The sequence below is a fragment of the Austwickia chelonae genome, from assembly GCF_003391095.1.
Lineage (GTDB): Bacteria > Actinomycetota > Actinomycetes > Actinomycetales > Dermatophilaceae > Austwickia > Austwickia chelonae_A.
Genome location: NZ_CP031447.1, coordinates 2,237,960 through 2,253,467, shown reverse-complemented (window position 1 = coordinate 2,253,467; position 15,508 = coordinate 2,237,960). Strand labels below are relative to the sequence as shown.

Sequence of the window (15,508 nt, the reverse complement as noted above, 5' to 3'; positions counted from 1 at the left end):
GGCACGGCCGAAAAGCAGCCGATCGGACCAGGACACATGACACAGTGGGCAAATGACAGGTTTGCTATACACCGAGGCCGAGCAACGCTCCCGTCTGATCGAGGTGTCCCGTTACACCGTCGACCTGGACCTGGACCGTGGTGAACAGTTCTTCGGGTCGCGGACCATCGTGCGCTTCTCCTGCGCTGAGCCAGGAGCACAGACCTTCATCGACCTGAAGGCTCACGAGGTGCACCGACTCACCCTGAACGGGGACGACCTGGACCCGGCGCAGGCCGACCAGGGACGTCTCCCACTGGGCGGTTTGGTGGCGGACAACGAACTGATCGTCGAAGCCACCATGGCCTACGGGCGAGACGGCCAGGGGCTCCACCGCGCTGTGGACCCGGCCGACGAACAGCATTACGTCTACGGACAGCTCTTCCTGGATGCAGCGCCACAGGTGTACGCCTGCTTCGACCAACCCGATATGAAAGCCATCCACGAGATCTCCGTGCGGGCGCCCCAGAACTGGATCGTGCTGGGCAACGGAGAAGCCAGCCAAGACGACGAAGGCATCTGGCGACTGGCCGAGACCAAACCTCTGTCCACCTATTTCGTCACCGTCTGTGCCGGTCCCTATGCCAGCATCACCGATGTCCACGACGGGATTCCTCTAGGGCTGCACGCTCGGGCTTCACTGGCAGAACGGCTGAAAGAACAAAGCGATGAGTTGATGGAACTCACCAAGGCCGGCTTCGACCATTACCACCGGCTCTTCGGCATCAGATATCCCTTCGGCGCCTACCATCAGGTCTTCGTTCCGGAGTTCAACGCAGGCGCGATGGAGAACCCCGGCTGCGTGACCCTACGCGACCAGATGATCTTCCGAGGCGTCCCCGACGGAGCCGAACTCGCCGGACGGGCGAACACGATCCTGCACGAGATGGCCCACATGTGGTTCGGCGACCTGGTCACCATGCGGTGGTGGGGCGACCTGTGGCTGAACGAGTCCTTCGCGGAGTACATGGCACACAGAGCCTGCCTGGAAGCTACCGAATTCACCTCGGCATGGACTGGTTTCACCATCGCGCGGAAGCTGTGGGGATCCACCGCCGAACGCAGCCCCTCCACCCACCCTGTCGCCGGGCAGACCCCACGCGACGCACCAAGCGCGCTGCAGAACTTCGACGGCATCTCCTACGCGAAAGGTGCGGCTGTTCTCGCTCAGCTGGTCCATTACCTGGGGCAGGACACCTTCGACGCGGGGGTACGCCGCTACCTGAACGACCACCTGTTCAGCAATGCCGACCTCGCGGACTTCATCGGTGCGATGGAAACAGAGTCCGGACGTTCACTAGCGGACTGGTCCCAGGAATGGCTACGGACCTCGCGGATGGACGCGCTCGCCGTGGACATCGACGCTGAGGGCGGCCGCATGACGGCAGCGACGGTGCGCAGAGAATCACCTGCCGAGTCACCAGCGGACCGGCCGCATGCCATCGAGATCGCAGGGTTCACCGGGGGTAAGGAGATCTGGCGCATTCCGGTGGCGATCGACAGCCACCAGACCGTCGTGGAGGAGCTGGCCGGACAGCCGCTGCCTGCAGTGGTCGTCCCTGACGTCGGCTCATACACCTGGGCCACTCCACGACTCAGCAAGTCCACCCTGGACTCCCTCCTCGAGGAGCTCCCACTCATCGATGACCCTGTTGCGCGCGCGATGATCTGGTCTGCGTTGTACGCCGGGATGGTCGACGCACTGATTGATCCGAGGCAGGTGCTCGACATCGCTATTCGGGCGTTGCCGGAGGAGACGGAGCCTCTCGTCCTGAGAGGAGCCTTCCTGCAGATCTTGAAGCCGTTGGTGCGGTACTTCCTTCCGCTCGATGAGCAGCCTGCTGCCCGTCGGGCTCTGGCCGAGATGTGCGGACGGGTCGCCGCGCGGTCCGGGCCGGACAGTCCCGCCTATCCGGCTGCTGTCAGCGGTCGAGCCCGATGGAGCGTCGACAAGGACTTCTTGCGTGCGCTGGCCGAGGGTGACACCACCCGAGAGCCGTTGGCGCATGATTCGGATCTTCGGTGGGAAGCTGCTGCCACTCTCGCTGAACAGGGCGGTGTCGATCGCGCGTATCTGGATCGGCTGGCAGCACAGGACCGGACTCTCTCGGGGCAGATGGCGCACCTACGGGCGCGGGCGGCCTTGCCAGGGGCTGAGAACAAGGCCTGGGTCTGGTCGGAGATCGCCAAGGGAGAACGGTCCTATTACGAGCTCGAAGCCCTGGCCATCGGCTTCTGGCGTTTTACCGACAGCGAAACGCTCAGCCCCTACGCCGAACGGTATATCACCGATATTCCAGCTCTTTCAGGGAAGATGGGTGACTACGCGCTGGGAGGCCTCGCCTCGGCCGCTTTCCCTCGGGAACTTGTCGAGGCTGAAACTCTTGCGAAGGTGGAGCAGGCCTTGGCACGCACTCCGATGAGTGAACCGGTCCGCAGGGCGATGATCGACGGCGCAGCTCGGATCCGGCAGGCGATTGCTTCCCAGGAGCGCTTCCGCCCGGCGCCGTGAAGACCTCGTCTCTGGCGGCAGGTACGGCTACGTCGAGCTCAATGTGAGTCGATGAATTGTTGTACCTGCCGTGGATCGCGGGACTGGGTCAGCGCGACGGAGAGTGCGATCCTGCCCTGTTGCGGAGTCAGATCGCCGGCGGCCACGAAACCGTACTGGTCGTCGTCGACCGCCCCCTTGCGGGACACCGTGCCGGAACCGACTCGGGACGCTCGCATGACCACGACACCGGCCTCGACCAAAGTCTGTAGCCGGGGGAGCACGTCGGCGGGAATATTGCCTGCGCCATGTCCGACGTAGACCACCCCGGCGGCACCGGAGTCGAGGACAGCTTGCAGTATCGGCTGGGGCAGTCCGGCGCGTCCCTGCACGACCTCGACCGGAGGGAGCTCAGCGCCGACCGCTGAGATCGTTGCTGCGGATGTGGGGTCGACGGCGGAGCAGCGGTGAAGAGCCCGTGAGTAGTGAGGTTCTTCGGCGACGATCTCGCCCAGAGGGCCGTACGGGGAGTCGAAGGCATGAGTCCGGGTGGCGTGGACCTTACGGGTGGACCTGGCGGCGTGGATCTCCTCGCCGATGACGACCAGGACGCCCAGATCGCGAGAGAGCGGGGACGCTGCCACGAGCACGGCATGGCGTAGATTCGCAGGCCCGTCTGCGCTGAGCGCGTCGGCCGGTCGCATCGAGCCGACGAGCACCACTGGTTTCGGTGAGCCTACGAGGAGATCAAGAAGGTAGGCACTTTCCTCCAGCGTGTCTGTTCCGTGGGTGATGACGATTCCGTCGATATCAGGCCGGGCCACCTGTGAGCGCACCTGACGAACCAGTTCCAGCTGACGGTCCGGGTCCATGTCGACCGAGTCCACTTGCCAGAGCTGGCGGTGGGAGATCTCGGCCAAGGTGTCCAGGCCGGGGACTGCGTCGATGAGCTTGTCCACGTCGACCACGCCGGCGGCATAGTTCACCGTCTCGGTGGCGCTGGTCGATCCGGCAATGGTTCCCCCGGTGGCCAGGACCAGGACGTGTGGGCGCGGAAGGGGAGCGTCAGCAGAGATCATGGCTCAATTCTGACCTCTGCCGAGGAATACGCCCGGCACAGGCGGGGCGCTGTTATGGGACGGGGGTCATGCCGCGGCGTTTCTCTGCTCGGCATTTGAGGACATATCCGAGGCTGAGGGTGCCGACCCAGATCGGAGCGACGTAGAGCGCATATCTGAAATCGGGGAGGAACCACATCAAAACGGTGACAAGACCGAGGAACGCCAGTACGAGATAGTTCGAGAAGGGGTGGAGAGGCATGGGGAATTTCAGTTTGCCCGCTTCCTCCACCCCGATGCGCTGACGGAACTTCAACTGGGTGAACACGATCAGGATCCAGTTGAGGTTGGCGGCGGTCAAGGCCACGGAGATCAGGTACAGGAAGACCTTTCCCGGGAGCAGATAGGTGAGGAGGACAGCGATGCCGGTGACAGCGGAGGAGACCAGGATCCCGGCATAGGGTGAGCCCTGCGCGCTGACCCGTTGTAGGAAACTCGGTGCATTTCCCTGCTTGGCCAGTGAGAGCAGCATGCGTCCGTTGCTGTAGAGACCGCTGTTGTACGCAGAGACGGCTGCGGTCAGAACCACCATGTTGAGCAGGCTGGCTGCGGCGGGGATACCGATCTTGGCGAAGACGGTCACGAAAGGACTTCCCTCGTCGCCGACCCGCTCCCAGGGGAAGATGCACAGGATCACGAAGATTGCACCCACGTAGAACACGAAGATCCGCAGGACGACTTCGTTGATGGCCTTGGGGATGCTCCGGGCAGGGTCAGCGGCTTCACCTGCGGTGATTCCGATGAGTTCCACCCCGCCGAAGGAGAACATGACGATCACCAGCGCGGTGGTCACCCCCCACCAGCCGTGGGGGAAGAAGCCGCCGTGCTCGGTCAGATTGCTCAGCCCGACGGGGTCACCGCCGTTGCCCAGGCCGAACAGGATCATCGCCAACCCGAAGAGGATCATGGCGATGATGGCCACCACTTTGATCAGCGCGAACCAGAATTCGAATTCACCGTAGGCGCTGACACTCACCAGGTTGATCGCAGTGATCAGGACCAGGAAGACTGCGCTGCTCACCCACTTGGGGATATCCGGGAACCAGAAGTTGACGTAGATGCCGACCACTGCGAGCTCGGCCATGCTCACCGTGACGTAGTTGAACCAGTAGTTCCAGCCGGAGAAGAACCCGGCGAAGGGGCCGACGTTCTCGTGCGCGTAATGGGCGAAAGCGCCGGAGACGGGATTCTGGACGGACATCTCTCCGAGGGCCCGCATGATCAGGAAGATCATCAGTCCACCGACGAGATAGGCCAGGATGATGGCAGGGCCTGCCATCTTGATGCTGGCACTGGAGCCGTAGAAGAGCCCGGTGCCGATTGCACCACCCAGCGCGATCATCTGGATGTGCCGGTTCTTCAGTGTCCGGTGCAACCCGCCGCTCTGTACGGAAGAGGGATTGCCGTCAGATGTACCGGTCTGCGTCGTCGCTCTGTCGTACGCGCGGTCATCCCCTTCAGCGGGTTGACGGGTGTTCTGTGGAAGCGCACCGGAGTCGGACGAGACAGGTTTCATGATGGGCCTCGGCTCATGAGGGGAAAAGCGCCGATGGGGGAGGAAGCGCCGGGAGGAACACGAGCCCCTCCCGGCGCGAAGGGTCAACGGTAGTTGGTGAACTGCAGCGCGACGTCCAGGTCTGATTCACGGAGCATCTGCATGACCGCTTGAAGCTCGTCGCGGCTCTTGCTGGTGACTCGCAGCTCGTCGCCCTGGATCTGGGATTTGACGGTCTTGGGGAACTCGTCGCGGATCAATTTGGAGATCTTCTTGGCGTTCTCCTGGCTGATGCCGTTCTTCAGCTGGCCTTCCAGGCGGTACTCCTTGCCGGAGGCCTTGGGCTGGCCTTCGCCGGTGTCCAAGGACTTCAGGGAGACGCCGCGCTTGACCAGTTTGGTCTGGAAGACGTCGAGGACGGCGAGGCAGCGTTCTTCGCTGTTGGCCTTCATGACGATGGTGTCTTCGCCGCTGAAGTCGATGCTGGCACCGACGCCTTTGAAGTCGTACCGCTGAGAGATCTCCTTCTGGCTCTGGTTGAGGGCGTTGGCGACCTCTTGACGGTCGACCTTGCTGACGATGTCGAATGAGCTGTCGGCCATGTCTCTCCTGGGTCGGGATGTGGTTCTGACGACGAGGGAATAAGGGGTCCCACGGCGACGAGGTGACTTCGAGTCTTCCCGTAGCCGTATCTCGACGCACCATTCTGCCCCCTGTGGGCAGCGGATTGGACTCACCCTGGGGGATCGTTGCTATGCTGTGCGGGCGCACCACGGCAGGTTGCCCGAGCGGCCAATGGGAGCGGACTGTAAATCCGTCGCGAAAGCTACGAAGGTTCGAATCCTTCACCTGCCACCAGCGTAAGAGTGGGGCCCAACTGATCAGTTGGGCCCCACTCCTTTGCCCGGGTTGAGAATGGGCCCATGGCCTCTCCCCAAGCCTTGACCACTCATGATGATCTTGGTCGACAGCTGAGCTTCGATCATCCGATTGAACGTGTGGTGAGCCTGGTGCCTTCGCTGACGGAGGCGATCGCGTATTCCGAACCCGAGTTGCTGGTCGGCGCCACCGACTGGTGCACCCATCCTGCAGAACTCGGGGTGCCTCGGGTGGGAGGGACGAAGAGCCCGGATATCGATCAGATCCTGAGCTTGAACGTCCACCTGGTGATCGCCAGCAAGGAGGAGAACCGGCAGTGCGACGTGGGCAGGCTGCAGGAGGCCGGGCTTCCGGTGTGGGTGACGGATATTGAGGACGTTCCTGGAGCGTTGTGTTCGCTGGGCCGGATTCTTGAGGTTTTGTCTGTGCCCTCTCGGGCGTGTCGTTGGCTGACCGAAGCCCAACGGGCCTGGTCTTCTCCTACGCAGGTCCGCCCCGGCCCGCCGGTGCAGGTGCTGGTACCGATCTGGCGCCGCCCTTGGATGTGTCTCGGGCCGAAGACCTACGCTGCGGACGTTCTCCGACGCTTGGGCGTACAACTCGTCTCTCCTCCACACCCCGGTCGTTACCCGGTTTTCTCCCCGGAGGAAGTCGGCACGGCATACCCCGCCGAGGTGGCGCTCCTGCCCGATGAGCCTTATCCCTTCTCAGCGCATGACGGTCCGGAGGCTTTTTCTCTGCCGGTCGCTTTCGTGGCAGGTCGTGCGTTGACCTGGTATGGGCCGGCGATGATCGAGGCACCTCAGGAGATCGTGCGTTCTTTACGGGCGGTATCGATCTGATCGAGGGCCAGGATGGGAGGACGGCAACCCGACAGGAGAGGCACACACGATGAGTACCCATCACGGTGACGAACTGATCGTGACACGCAGCCACGGCGGGGAACTGACCGAGATCGTCTTCAACCGGCCCCATCGGCACAATGCTTTTACCGCAGTGATGTACGAACGGTTGACGGAGGTCTTCGAGGAGCTGTCCGGGGACAACACCGCACGAGTGGTGCTGTTTCGGGGAGCCGGAGCCCTGGCTTTCGCGGCAGGCAATGACATCGCCGAGTTCGCGGAGATGACGGAGGGCGCGCAAGCCGTGTCCTACGAACGTCGGGTGCGGTCGATGCTCACCAAGCTGGCCGAGCTGCCCCAGGTCACGATTGCGGCGATCGACGGGCTGTGCGTGGGCGGCGGGCTTGCGGTGGCGACCTACTGCGACCTACGGGTGGCGACCACGTCATCGCGTTTCGGGTACCCGATCGCCCGCACCTTGGGTAACGCTCTCTCCCGCCCGTTGTTGGAACGGTGCGTGCACATCTTCGGTGAGTCGACGACCCGGCAGATGCTCCTGGCGAGCAGGCTGTTCGATGCGCGTCGTGCCTACGAACTCGGCGTTCTGGTCTCCCTCTGCGAGAGCAGGGCAGAACTTGATCGGGAACTCGAAGAACTTGTCGAAGGTCTCCTGCACGCGGCCCCGGTCACCGTGCGGACGACGAAGGAACAACTGCGGCGGATCAAGGCCTCCCCTGAGGATCCGGCGCTCGACGAGTCTCTTCTGGAGTCGGCTTACGGTAGCGAAGCCTTCCGGGAAGGGGTGCGGGCCTTCCTGGCGAAGGAACGACCTGATTTTCGCAGCCTGCCTTGACCGGCATGCTCGGTGAGTTCGCTGAGACCGCGTTCGGCAGAATCGGACAGATCCCGATAGCTCGAGCGGATTAGTCTGAGAGGCATGCCGATCCCCAATTACGAGTTCGTGTCTGGCCGGGGCACCCCACGGCTGAAGATCAACGTGCGGGGCAATACGATCCTGGCGAATCCGACGATCAACCGAGGGACGGCCTTCACCTGGCCGGAGCGTCACGCCCTGGGGCTCGCGGGCCTTCTCCCGCCGGGAGTGAACACCCTGGCGGAGCAGGTGCGCCGTTGCTACGAGCAGTATTCGGAACAGCCCACGGAGATCACCAAGTACGCCTATCTCGCCGCCGTACGGGACCGTAACGAAGTGCTCTTCTACCGGGTGCTCGCCGAACACCTCGAAGAGATGCTTCCGATTGTGTACACCCCCACCATCGGTGATGTGATCGAGCGATTCAGCCATGGGTACCACCGGATGCGTGGCGTCTTCACCTCCGTCGACTACCCTGGAGAGGTCGAGGAGTCACTGCTCAATTACGGACTCGACCCTGAACACTGCGACCTGATCGTCGTGACCGACTCCGAAGGGATCCTCGGCATCGGTGACCAAGGAATCGGCGGGGTCCAGATCTGCGTGGGCAAACTGTCGGTCTACACGGCCGCTGCCGGCATCGATCCGCGTCGTGTGATCCCGGTCGTCGTGGACGTCGGCACCGACAACATGGAGCTGCTCAACGACGACTTCTACCTGGGCACTCGACACAGCAGAACCCGCGGACAGAAATACGACCTGTTCATCGAACATTTCGTGGAGACCGCCACCCGGCTGTTCCCCCACGCCATGATCCACTGGGAGGACTTCGGCGCAGGCAATGCGCACCGCATCTTGGAGAAGTACCGCGACCGGTGCTGCACCTTCAACGACGACATCCAAGGGACCGCCGCTGTCGTCACTGCAGCCGCGATCGCCGGGGTGAGGACCACCGGTAGCCGGATGAGCGAGCAACGGGTCGTCATCTTCGGAGCAGGCACGGCAGGTGTGGGTATCGCCGACCTGATGCGCGACCGGATGATCAGAGAAGGTCTGACGCCGGAGGAAGCAAACCGACAGTTTTGGTGCTTGGGTTCCAAGGGCCTGATCACCACCGGGCTGGGCGACGCGGTACGACCCTTCCAACGGCCCTACGCCCGACCTGAGGAGGAGATCGACGCCTGGGATCTCGACGACCCGCGCCATATCTCCTTGGCCGATGTCGTCCGTAATGTGCATCCCACCATGCTGATCGGCACCTCGGCCAGAGCAGGAGCCTTCACCGAGAAAATCGTCCGCGAGATGACTGCCCATGTCGACCGGCCGATCATCATGCCGCTGTCGAACCCGACCTCCCGTGCTGAAGCAGTTCCTGCGGACATCGTGGCCTGGACGGACGGCAGAGCACTGGTCGCCACCGGATCCCCCTTCGCCCCGGTCGTCCACGGAGGGAAGACCTATCAGATCGCACAAGCCAACAATGCTCTGGTGTTTCCCGGGATCGGACTGGGCGTCGTCGTGAGCAGAGCTGAACGAGTCTCTGACCGCATGATCTCGGCAGCCGCCGAAGCAGTGGCCGAGATCGTGGATGTCGTCCCCCCAGGGAAAGCGCTGCTTCCGTCGATCTCACACCTACGGAGGGTGTCCGGAACAGTCGCCATCCGGGTAGCCCAGACGGCTTACGCAGAGGGCCTGTCGAAGATCGAGATGAAAGATCCCGTTCAACAGGTTTACGAGTCGATGTGGCAGCCGGTCTACCCACAGATCGTCCTGCCCGGCCAGGAAGTGTCTTCGACGCCTACTGAAAGCGTTGACCAGGCGCTGGCCGAAGCCGGCGATGAGAACGCGAAGACGTCCGCATGAGCAGGACGATCGCTGTCCTCAACGGGCCCAACCTGGGACGACTGGGAACCCGGGAGCCAGAGAAATACGGCACCGACACCTTGGAAGATGTGGTTGTTCGCTGTCGGGCACTCGCGGCTCACCATGGGGTGACCTTGGTGGATTTCCAGTCGAACCATGAAGGCGCTCTGATCGATCGGATCGAAACGTGGACGGACGAGGGTGTCGTCGGAGTCGTGGTCAATGCGGGAGCGTTCACTCATACCTCGGTGGCATTGCGGGATGCGCTGGTCAGTTCGGCGCTGCCCTTTATCGAGGTGCACATCACTAATGTGCATGCCAGGGAAGATTTTCGGGCTCATTCTTATCTGTCGGACGTGGCGATGGGCGTGGTAGTCGGTTGCGGGACCCTCGGATACGAGTTGGCCCTCTCGGCATTGATCCGTCAGGTGGGGGACTTCGACGTTCAGGCTTGAGCAGGAGAACGAACGGTGACCCGTCCCCGGTCAAGGGGGGCGGGCCACCGTGGGGTTCGCCTCGAGAAAAGGGCCGGCCGCGGGATCGCGTCGATTCAGGCGCCGGTGGCAGCTCGGGTGTGCAGGACACGCAGGATGTCGTCCACTCTTTGCTTGGCGTCACCGAAAAGCATGGCGGTGTTCTCCTTGAAGAACAGCGGATTCTGAACTCCGGCGTATCCGGTGGCCATGGATCGTTTGAAGACGATGACCTGTTCGGCTTCCCAGACCGAGAGGACCGGCATCCCGGCGATGGGGGAGTGGGGGTCGTCGAGGGCCGCTGGGTTGACGGTGTCATTGGCACCGATCACCAGGACCACATCGGTGTGGGCGAGGTCGTCGTTGATCTCATCCATTTCCAGGACGATGTCATAAGGCACCTTGGCCTCGGCGAGTAGAACGTTCATATGTCCGGGGAGACGTCCTGCGACGGGATGGATGCCGAAACGAACGGTGATTCCCCTTTTGCGCAGGGTATCGGTGATCTCGGCGACCGGGTACTGGGCCTGGGCAACGGCCATGCCGTATCCCGGGGTGATGACGACGCTCTTGGCATCCAGGAGTAGGTCGGCCACTGCCTCGGCGTCGACCTCACGGTGTTCACCGTAGTCCTTGGCTTCACCGACCACTGCGCCGTCGGATCCGAATCCGCCAGCGATCACGTTGATGAAGGAGCGTCCCATGCCTTTGCACATCACGTAGGACAGGAAGGCACCAGAAGATCCGACGAGTGCTCCGGTGATGATGAGCAGATCGTTGTTGAGCATGAATCCGGCAGCGGCTGCAGCCCACCCGGAGTAGCTGTTCAGCATGGAGACTACGACGGGCATGTCTCCGCCACCGATGGAAGCGACGAGGTGGAATCCCAGGGCTAGCGCAAGCACAGTCATGGCGGCCAGGAAGGGCAGGCCGGGTGTCCGGACGAAGAAGACGGTGAGCACTGTGGAAACGGCGAGGATGCCCAGATTGATCCAGTTGTGGGCGGGGAGCATCAGCGGGGCCGACTTCATCTTGGCGCTGAGCTTGAGGTAGGCCACCACGGAGCCGGTGAAGGTAACTGCGCCGATGAAGACGCCGATGAAGACTTCCGCGCTGTGGATGGGGCCGAGTGCTCCGGCGAGGTCCGGGATCCGGTCTGCGACTCCGCCAGCTTCCTGGATGCGGTGTTCGGCTTCGAAAAAGCTGTTGTATCCGACGAGGACAGCAGCCAGCCCGACGAAACTGTGCAGTAGCGCGATGAGTTCAGGCATGCCGGTCATTTCGACCTTGCGTGCCTTCCAGATGCCGATGACAGCTCCGATGGCCATGGCGAGGAGCATCAACCCCAGACCTGTGCTGCCACTGCCGTCGCGGTCGTTGGCCTCTCCGGCTGCGTCGACGCCGATGACGGCGGCGAGGATGGTGATGAGCAGCGCGACGCCCATACCGAGGATGCCGTTGCGGTTGCCGCCTTCAGCGGTTTCGTGTTTGGACAGTCCGGCGAGACTGAGGATGAAGAGCAGCCCGGCAATGATGTATGAGCCTTGCACCAGGGTGATAGTCATGGCGCTCAGTCCTTCCGGAACATGCCGAGCATGCGTTGGGTGACGGTGAAACCACCGAAGATGTTGATGCTCGCCAGTAGGACGCCGATGAAGGCGAGGACGTCGACGAAGACAGGGGAACTATCTCTTCCGATTTGGAGCAGGACACCCACGATGATGATCCCCGAGATGGCGTTGGTGACGCTCATCAAGGGGGTGTGCAGCGCATGGTGGACATTGCCGATCACGTAGTAGCCGATGACCACCGAGAGCATGAAGACCATGAAGTGCCCGAGGAAGGGTTCAGGGGAGAACGCGAAGAGGAGTAGTGACAGAGCTCCGATTCCGGTGAAGATCGCTGCTTTGGCAGCAGGCGAGGTCTTCTTCGGGGGTGCTGGTTCCGTGACCTCGGGTGCAGGTGCTGTCGGTGGTGGTGCGGCAGACACCTGGACGGGAGGCGGCGGCCACATCAGTTCGCCGTCCTTCACCACGGTCATGCCGCGCATGACGATGTCGTCCATGTCGAGGCAGAGCTCGCCGTCCTTGCCCGGAGTGGCGAGTTTCAGGAAATTGACCATGTTCTGGCCGTAGAGCTGGCTGGCCTGGGTCGGGAGACGCCCAGCGAGGTCGGTGTAGCCGATCAGGGTCACCCCGTTGTCGGTGACGACCTTCTCCCCTGCGACGCTTCCTTCGACATTGCCGCCGGTGGCGGCGGCCATGTCGACGATCACGCTGCCGGCTTTCATGGTCGCGATCATCTCGGCGGTGATGAGCCGGGGTGCGGGGCGGCCGGGGATGAGCGCTGTGGTGACGATGATGTCGACGTCTCGGCACTGCTCGGCGTACATGGCGGCTTGGCGGCGCTGATATTCCTCGCCCATTTCTTTGGCGTATCCGTCTGAGCTGACTTGTGCGCCGGGGTCGTCGACGTGAACGAATTCAGCGCCCATGGATTCGACCTGTTCGGCGACTTCGGGGCGGACGTCATTGGCTCGGACGATCGCTCCGAGGGCGTTGGCGGCGCCGATAGCGGCGAGGCCTGCGACGCCGGCTCCGGCAACGAAGACCTTGGCCGGAGGAACCTTCCCTGCAGCCGTGACTTGGCCGGTGAAGAATCGTCCGAATTCGTGGGCTGCTTCGACGATGGCGCGGTAGCCGGCGATATTGGCCATCGAGCTGAGGACATCGAGTGCTTGAGCGCGGGAGATGCGGGGGACTGCATCCATGGATAACGCGGTGATCTTGCGGGTGGTGAGTTTGTCGACGAGTTCCTGGTTGAGCCTGGGCGCCAGGAGCGCTATGAGGGTTGCTCCGTCGCAGAGGCGAGCAAGTTCGTCGTCATGCGGCTCGTTGACCTTGATGACGATGTCGGCGGACCAGACGTCTTCGACAGTGCTGATCGTGGCGCCGGAGTCAGTGAAAGCGGTGTCGGACAGGGCGGAGCGCTGTCCTGCATCGGCTTCGACGGTGACTTCGTATCCGAGTTTCAGCAGCTGTGCGACGGTCTGCGGTGTGGCGGCGACGCGGGTCTCACCCGCGTTCGTCTCCTTGGGTATGCCGATGCGCACGGCAGGGCTCCTTCGCAGCGAGGCGCGCCTTGGGAGGCGCAGGCAGGACCCACGTTCATGGTGGGAAGGAAAGATGGTCAAGGCCAAAGGTCCTGATATCGACCTTGGGAATAGTAAAGGGGAGGGAGGTGGAATGTGGGAGCTCCCGGGTTTTTCTCGCTGGAGTCTTTCGGCGTTCTGCTGAGGACGTTCTCCCCATGGACTTCCAGCGCCTGGATTCTGTTGACTGAACGGTGTTCAAGTCGGTGCTAGGCTCAGCCGCCGAGAGGGAGAACCTTCCTCTTCGCAGCGGGTCGGTCACAGGAGTAGAGGGATGTCTGAGCAAGCCCAGGTCGCCACCGACGTGGCGAATTCCAATTCTTCGAGGCGGTCTTCGGCTCGCTTCTTCTCCGCGCGGGATCTCGCGCTCATCGCAGCTTTCGCTGCGCTGACTGTGGTGTTGGGACTAGCTCCTCCGGTGAGTATTCCGGGAACCCCGGTCCCCTTTACTTTTCAGCATCTCGGTGTTTCGTTGTGCGGTGCGATTCTCGGCTGGAAACGAGGCTCTGCGGCTATCGCCTTGATGCTGGCAGTGGGAATGCTGGGTGTTCCGGTGCTGGCCGGAGGGCGTTCCACGGTTGCTGCGTTGGCTGGTCCGACTGTCGGATATCTTGTGGGCTTTGTCATCGGAGCGGCAGTCATTGGCGTCATGGTCCAGTTCCGTCTCCCCAAGGTAGAGCCATGGTGGATCGGACTTTCCTGCGTGATCGGTGGGATCGTGGTGATGCACGCCCTGGGTATCCCGTATGCGGCGATGCGCACCAGGACGAGCTTGTGGGCGCAGCTCGTATTGCACCTTGCTTTCATCCCTGGTGATCTGATCAAGGCTGCGATCGCGACTGCGGTTGCCACTGCCGTGCACCGAGGAGTACCTGGTTTGACTCCTCCGCTGCGTCGGGGCCGGTGAATCGGTGAGCCTCGCTGGTCACAACGGGATCGTTTTTTCCGGGGTCAGTCATTCTTACGGGGAACGCACGGTCCTGGACGGGATTGATCTGACTCTTTCCGAGTCGCGGGTGGGCGTTATCGGGGCAAACGGATCAGGTAAGTCGTCCCTGGCCCGGATGATCAACGGACTGGTCACCCCCTCTTGGGGAAAAATCGTGGTCAACGGGCTCGATGTGGCGAAACAGGGTGCAGAGGTGCGGCGCCATGTCGGTTTCGTCTTCCCTAACCCTGATGCGCAGATCGTGATGCCGACAGTCGCCGAGGACGTCGCCTTCTCCTTACGTCGGCGCAAACTTCCCCGAGATCAGGTCGATCACCTGGTGGGGGAGGTATTGGCCAGGTTCGGGCTGGCGGGCCATCGAGATCATCCGGCACACCTTCTGTCGAGCGGGCAGAAACAGCTTCTGGCTATCGCGGCGATCATGGTCACCGAGCCGTCGGTTCTGGTCTGCGACGAGCCGACGACCTTGCTCGACCTGAGACATTCACGACAGGTCGCGGACCTTCTCGCCGGGCTCTCCCAGCAGGTGATCCTTGTCACTCATCAACTGGACCTGCTCATGGACTGGGGTCGGGTCGTGGTGATCGATGGTGGCAAAGTCGTTCATGACGGGCCAGGGCGCGAATCGGTGGCTTTCTATCGGGAGCTCATGTCATGTTGACCGGCCTCTACTTGCCAGGCGACACGCTGGTGCACCGGGTGCGTCCGTCGGTCAAGATGCTCTTCCTCATCGTGATGACGCTGCTGCTCTTCGTGATCGCAGATCTCCGAGTAGTAATAGCGATCTCGGTCGTCGTCGGACTCCTTTACCTGTTGGCTCGTGTTCCTGCGCGAGTTGCGCTGGCCCAGGTGTGGCCCCTTCGCTGGTTCGTCGTTGCGCTTTTTGCTTATCAGTGGTGGTCGAAGGACTGGGTATTCGCCACTGTGATGTGTGCGAACCTCATCGTCGCGGTGGCTGGTGCCAGCTTGGTCACGTTGACGACCCGAGTCCAGGACATGTTGGAGACGACGGTGTCGCTGGCAGAACGACTTCCCGATCGAGTGGTCGATGCCGAGCGCTGGGGCTTGCTTTGTGCCTTGACCGTGCGTTCCATCCCGGTGGTAAGGCGATTGTTGGAAGAGACCCGTGACGCGAGGCGTGCGAGAGGGTTGGAGCGCAGCCTGCGAGCGTTGGCGACTCCGACGGTGATCCGGACCATTCACCATGCGGGACATGTCGGTGATGCACTGGCCGCGAGAGGTGTGGATGACTGAGGAGCGGCTCGGCGAAGCGCCGATTTCGCGCTTCCTGGGTTCACCTTGTACAGTTACCGAGCAGCCGCAAGCGAGTTGCG

At 62.5% G+C, this 15,508-nt stretch carries 13 protein-coding genes and 1 tRNA gene; 9 read left to right on the top strand and 5 right to left on the bottom strand.

Annotated elements, in window-relative coordinates:
* The first annotated feature begins 52 nt into the window (after positions 1-52).
* Positions 53-2,551 carry an aminopeptidase N gene (gene pepN / locus DX923_RS09950; RefSeq protein ID WP_116114527.1) on the top strand — a complete coding sequence of 833 codons (2,499 nt, stop codon included), beginning with the start codon at positions 53-55 and terminating at the stop codon, positions 2,549-2,551.
* 38 nt (positions 2,552-2,589) lie between these two features.
* Here the strand turns inward: pepN and DX923_RS09945 are convergent, their stop codons facing one another.
* From DX923_RS09945 to DX923_RS09935, 3 genes are all read right to left on the bottom strand, one after another.
* On the bottom strand, positions 2,590-3,609 hold the full coding sequence (locus DX923_RS09945; RefSeq protein WP_116114525.1) for an asparaginase: 1,020 nt from the start codon (positions 3,607-3,609) through the stop codon (positions 2,590-2,592).
* A 52-nt stretch (positions 3,610-3,661) separates the two neighbouring features.
* Positions 3,662-5,164, bottom strand: a complete 1,503-nt coding sequence (locus DX923_RS09940; RefSeq protein WP_205413021.1) for an amino acid permease — start codon at positions 5,162-5,164, stop codon at positions 3,662-3,664.
* Between the two features lie 83 nt (positions 5,165-5,247).
* A complete protein-coding gene (locus DX923_RS09935) occupies positions 5,248-5,745 on the bottom strand; it encodes a YajQ family cyclic di-GMP-binding protein (protein WP_116114523.1) in 498 nt (165 codons plus the stop codon).
* Between the two features lie 172 nt (positions 5,746-5,917).
* Here DX923_RS09935 and DX923_RS09930 point away from each other — a divergent pair.
* From DX923_RS09930 to aroQ, 5 genes are all read left to right on the top strand, one after another.
* A tRNA-Tyr gene (locus DX923_RS09930) sits at positions 5,918-6,001 on the top strand.
* A gap of 65 nt (positions 6,002-6,066) precedes the next feature.
* Positions 6,067-6,864 (top strand): helical backbone metal receptor, encoded by a 798-nt coding sequence (locus tag DX923_RS09925; protein ID WP_116114521.1) that lies wholly within the window; start codon positions 6,067-6,069, stop codon positions 6,862-6,864.
* A 49-nt stretch (positions 6,865-6,913) separates the two neighbouring features.
* The gene (locus DX923_RS09920) at positions 6,914-7,717 is read left to right on the top strand and encodes an enoyl-CoA hydratase (RefSeq protein WP_116114519.1); all 804 of its coding nucleotides are present in this window, start codon (positions 6,914-6,916) and stop codon (positions 7,715-7,717) included.
* An 84-nt stretch (positions 7,718-7,801) separates the two neighbouring features.
* The gene (locus DX923_RS09915) at positions 7,802-9,601 is read left to right on the top strand and encodes an NAD-dependent malic enzyme (protein ID WP_240322588.1); all 1,800 of its coding nucleotides are present in this window, start codon (positions 7,802-7,804) and stop codon (positions 9,599-9,601) included.
* Positions 9,598-10,056, top strand: coding sequence for a type II 3-dehydroquinate dehydratase (gene aroQ, locus DX923_RS09910; RefSeq protein WP_116114517.1), 459 nt, complete (start codon positions 9,598-9,600; stop codon positions 10,054-10,056). Before DX923_RS09915 ends, aroQ begins: the two co-directional genes overlap by 4 nt.
* A gap of 95 nt (positions 10,057-10,151) precedes the next feature.
* On the opposite strand, the gene pntB is transcribed toward aroQ, so the two are convergent.
* Both pntB and DX923_RS09900 read right to left on the bottom strand, forming a co-directional pair.
* A complete protein-coding gene (pntB, locus tag DX923_RS09905; RefSeq protein WP_116114515.1) occupies positions 10,152-11,639 on the bottom strand; it encodes a Re/Si-specific NAD(P)(+) transhydrogenase subunit beta in 1,488 nt (495 codons plus the stop codon).
* A gap of 5 nt (positions 11,640-11,644) precedes the next feature.
* Positions 11,645-13,186 (bottom strand): Re/Si-specific NAD(P)(+) transhydrogenase subunit alpha, encoded by a 1,542-nt coding sequence (locus DX923_RS09900; RefSeq protein WP_116114513.1) that lies wholly within the window; start codon positions 13,184-13,186, stop codon positions 11,645-11,647.
* Between the two features lie 313 nt (positions 13,187-13,499).
* On the opposite strand from DX923_RS09900, the gene DX923_RS09895 reads away from it, so the two are divergent.
* From DX923_RS09895 to DX923_RS09885, 3 genes are read left to right on the top strand one after another with little or no spacing between them, the layout of a single operon-like run.
* Complete coding sequence (locus tag DX923_RS09895; RefSeq protein WP_116114511.1) at positions 13,500-14,132, top strand: biotin transporter BioY; 633 nt, start codon at positions 13,500-13,502, stop codon at positions 14,130-14,132.
* A 4-nt stretch (positions 14,133-14,136) separates the two neighbouring features.
* Positions 14,137-14,835, top strand: a complete 699-nt coding sequence (locus DX923_RS09890) for an energy-coupling factor ABC transporter ATP-binding protein (protein ID WP_116114509.1) — start codon at positions 14,137-14,139, stop codon at positions 14,833-14,835.
* A complete protein-coding gene (locus DX923_RS09885) occupies positions 14,829-15,428 on the top strand; it encodes an energy-coupling factor transporter transmembrane component T family protein (protein WP_116114507.1) in 600 nt (199 codons plus the stop codon). Before DX923_RS09890 ends, DX923_RS09885 begins: the two co-directional genes overlap by 7 nt.
* Positions 15,429-15,508 lie beyond the last annotated feature (80 nt).

Coding starts and splice junctions, on each gene's coding strand:
- pepN (WP_116114527.1), top strand. CDS start 53: ATGACAGGTTTGCTATACACCGAGGCCGAGCAACGCTCCCGTCTGATC.
- DX923_RS09945 (WP_116114525.1), bottom strand. CDS start 3,609: ATGATCTCTGCTGACGCTCCCCTTCCGCGCCCACACGTCCTGGTCCTG.
- DX923_RS09940 (WP_205413021.1), bottom strand. CDS start 5,164: ATGAAACCTGTCTCGTCCGACTCCGGTGCGCTTCCACAGAACACCCGT.
- DX923_RS09935 (WP_116114523.1), bottom strand. CDS start 5,745: ATGGCCGACAGCTCATTCGACATCGTCAGCAAGGTCGACCGTCAAGAG.
- DX923_RS09925 (WP_116114521.1), top strand. CDS start 6,067: ATGGCCTCTCCCCAAGCCTTGACCACTCATGATGATCTTGGTCGACAG.
- DX923_RS09920 (WP_116114519.1), top strand. CDS start 6,914: ATGAGTACCCATCACGGTGACGAACTGATCGTGACACGCAGCCACGGC.
- DX923_RS09915 (WP_240322588.1), top strand. CDS start 7,802: ATGCCGATCCCCAATTACGAGTTCGTGTCTGGCCGGGGCACCCCACGG.
- aroQ (WP_116114517.1), top strand. CDS start 9,598: ATGAGCAGGACGATCGCTGTCCTCAACGGGCCCAACCTGGGACGACTG.
- pntB (WP_116114515.1), bottom strand. CDS start 11,639: ATGACTATCACCCTGGTGCAAGGCTCATACATCATTGCCGGGCTGCTC.
- DX923_RS09895 (WP_116114511.1), top strand. CDS start 13,500: ATGTCTGAGCAAGCCCAGGTCGCCACCGACGTGGCGAATTCCAATTCT.
- DX923_RS09885 (WP_116114507.1), top strand. CDS start 14,829: ATGTTGACCGGCCTCTACTTGCCAGGCGACACGCTGGTGCACCGGGTG.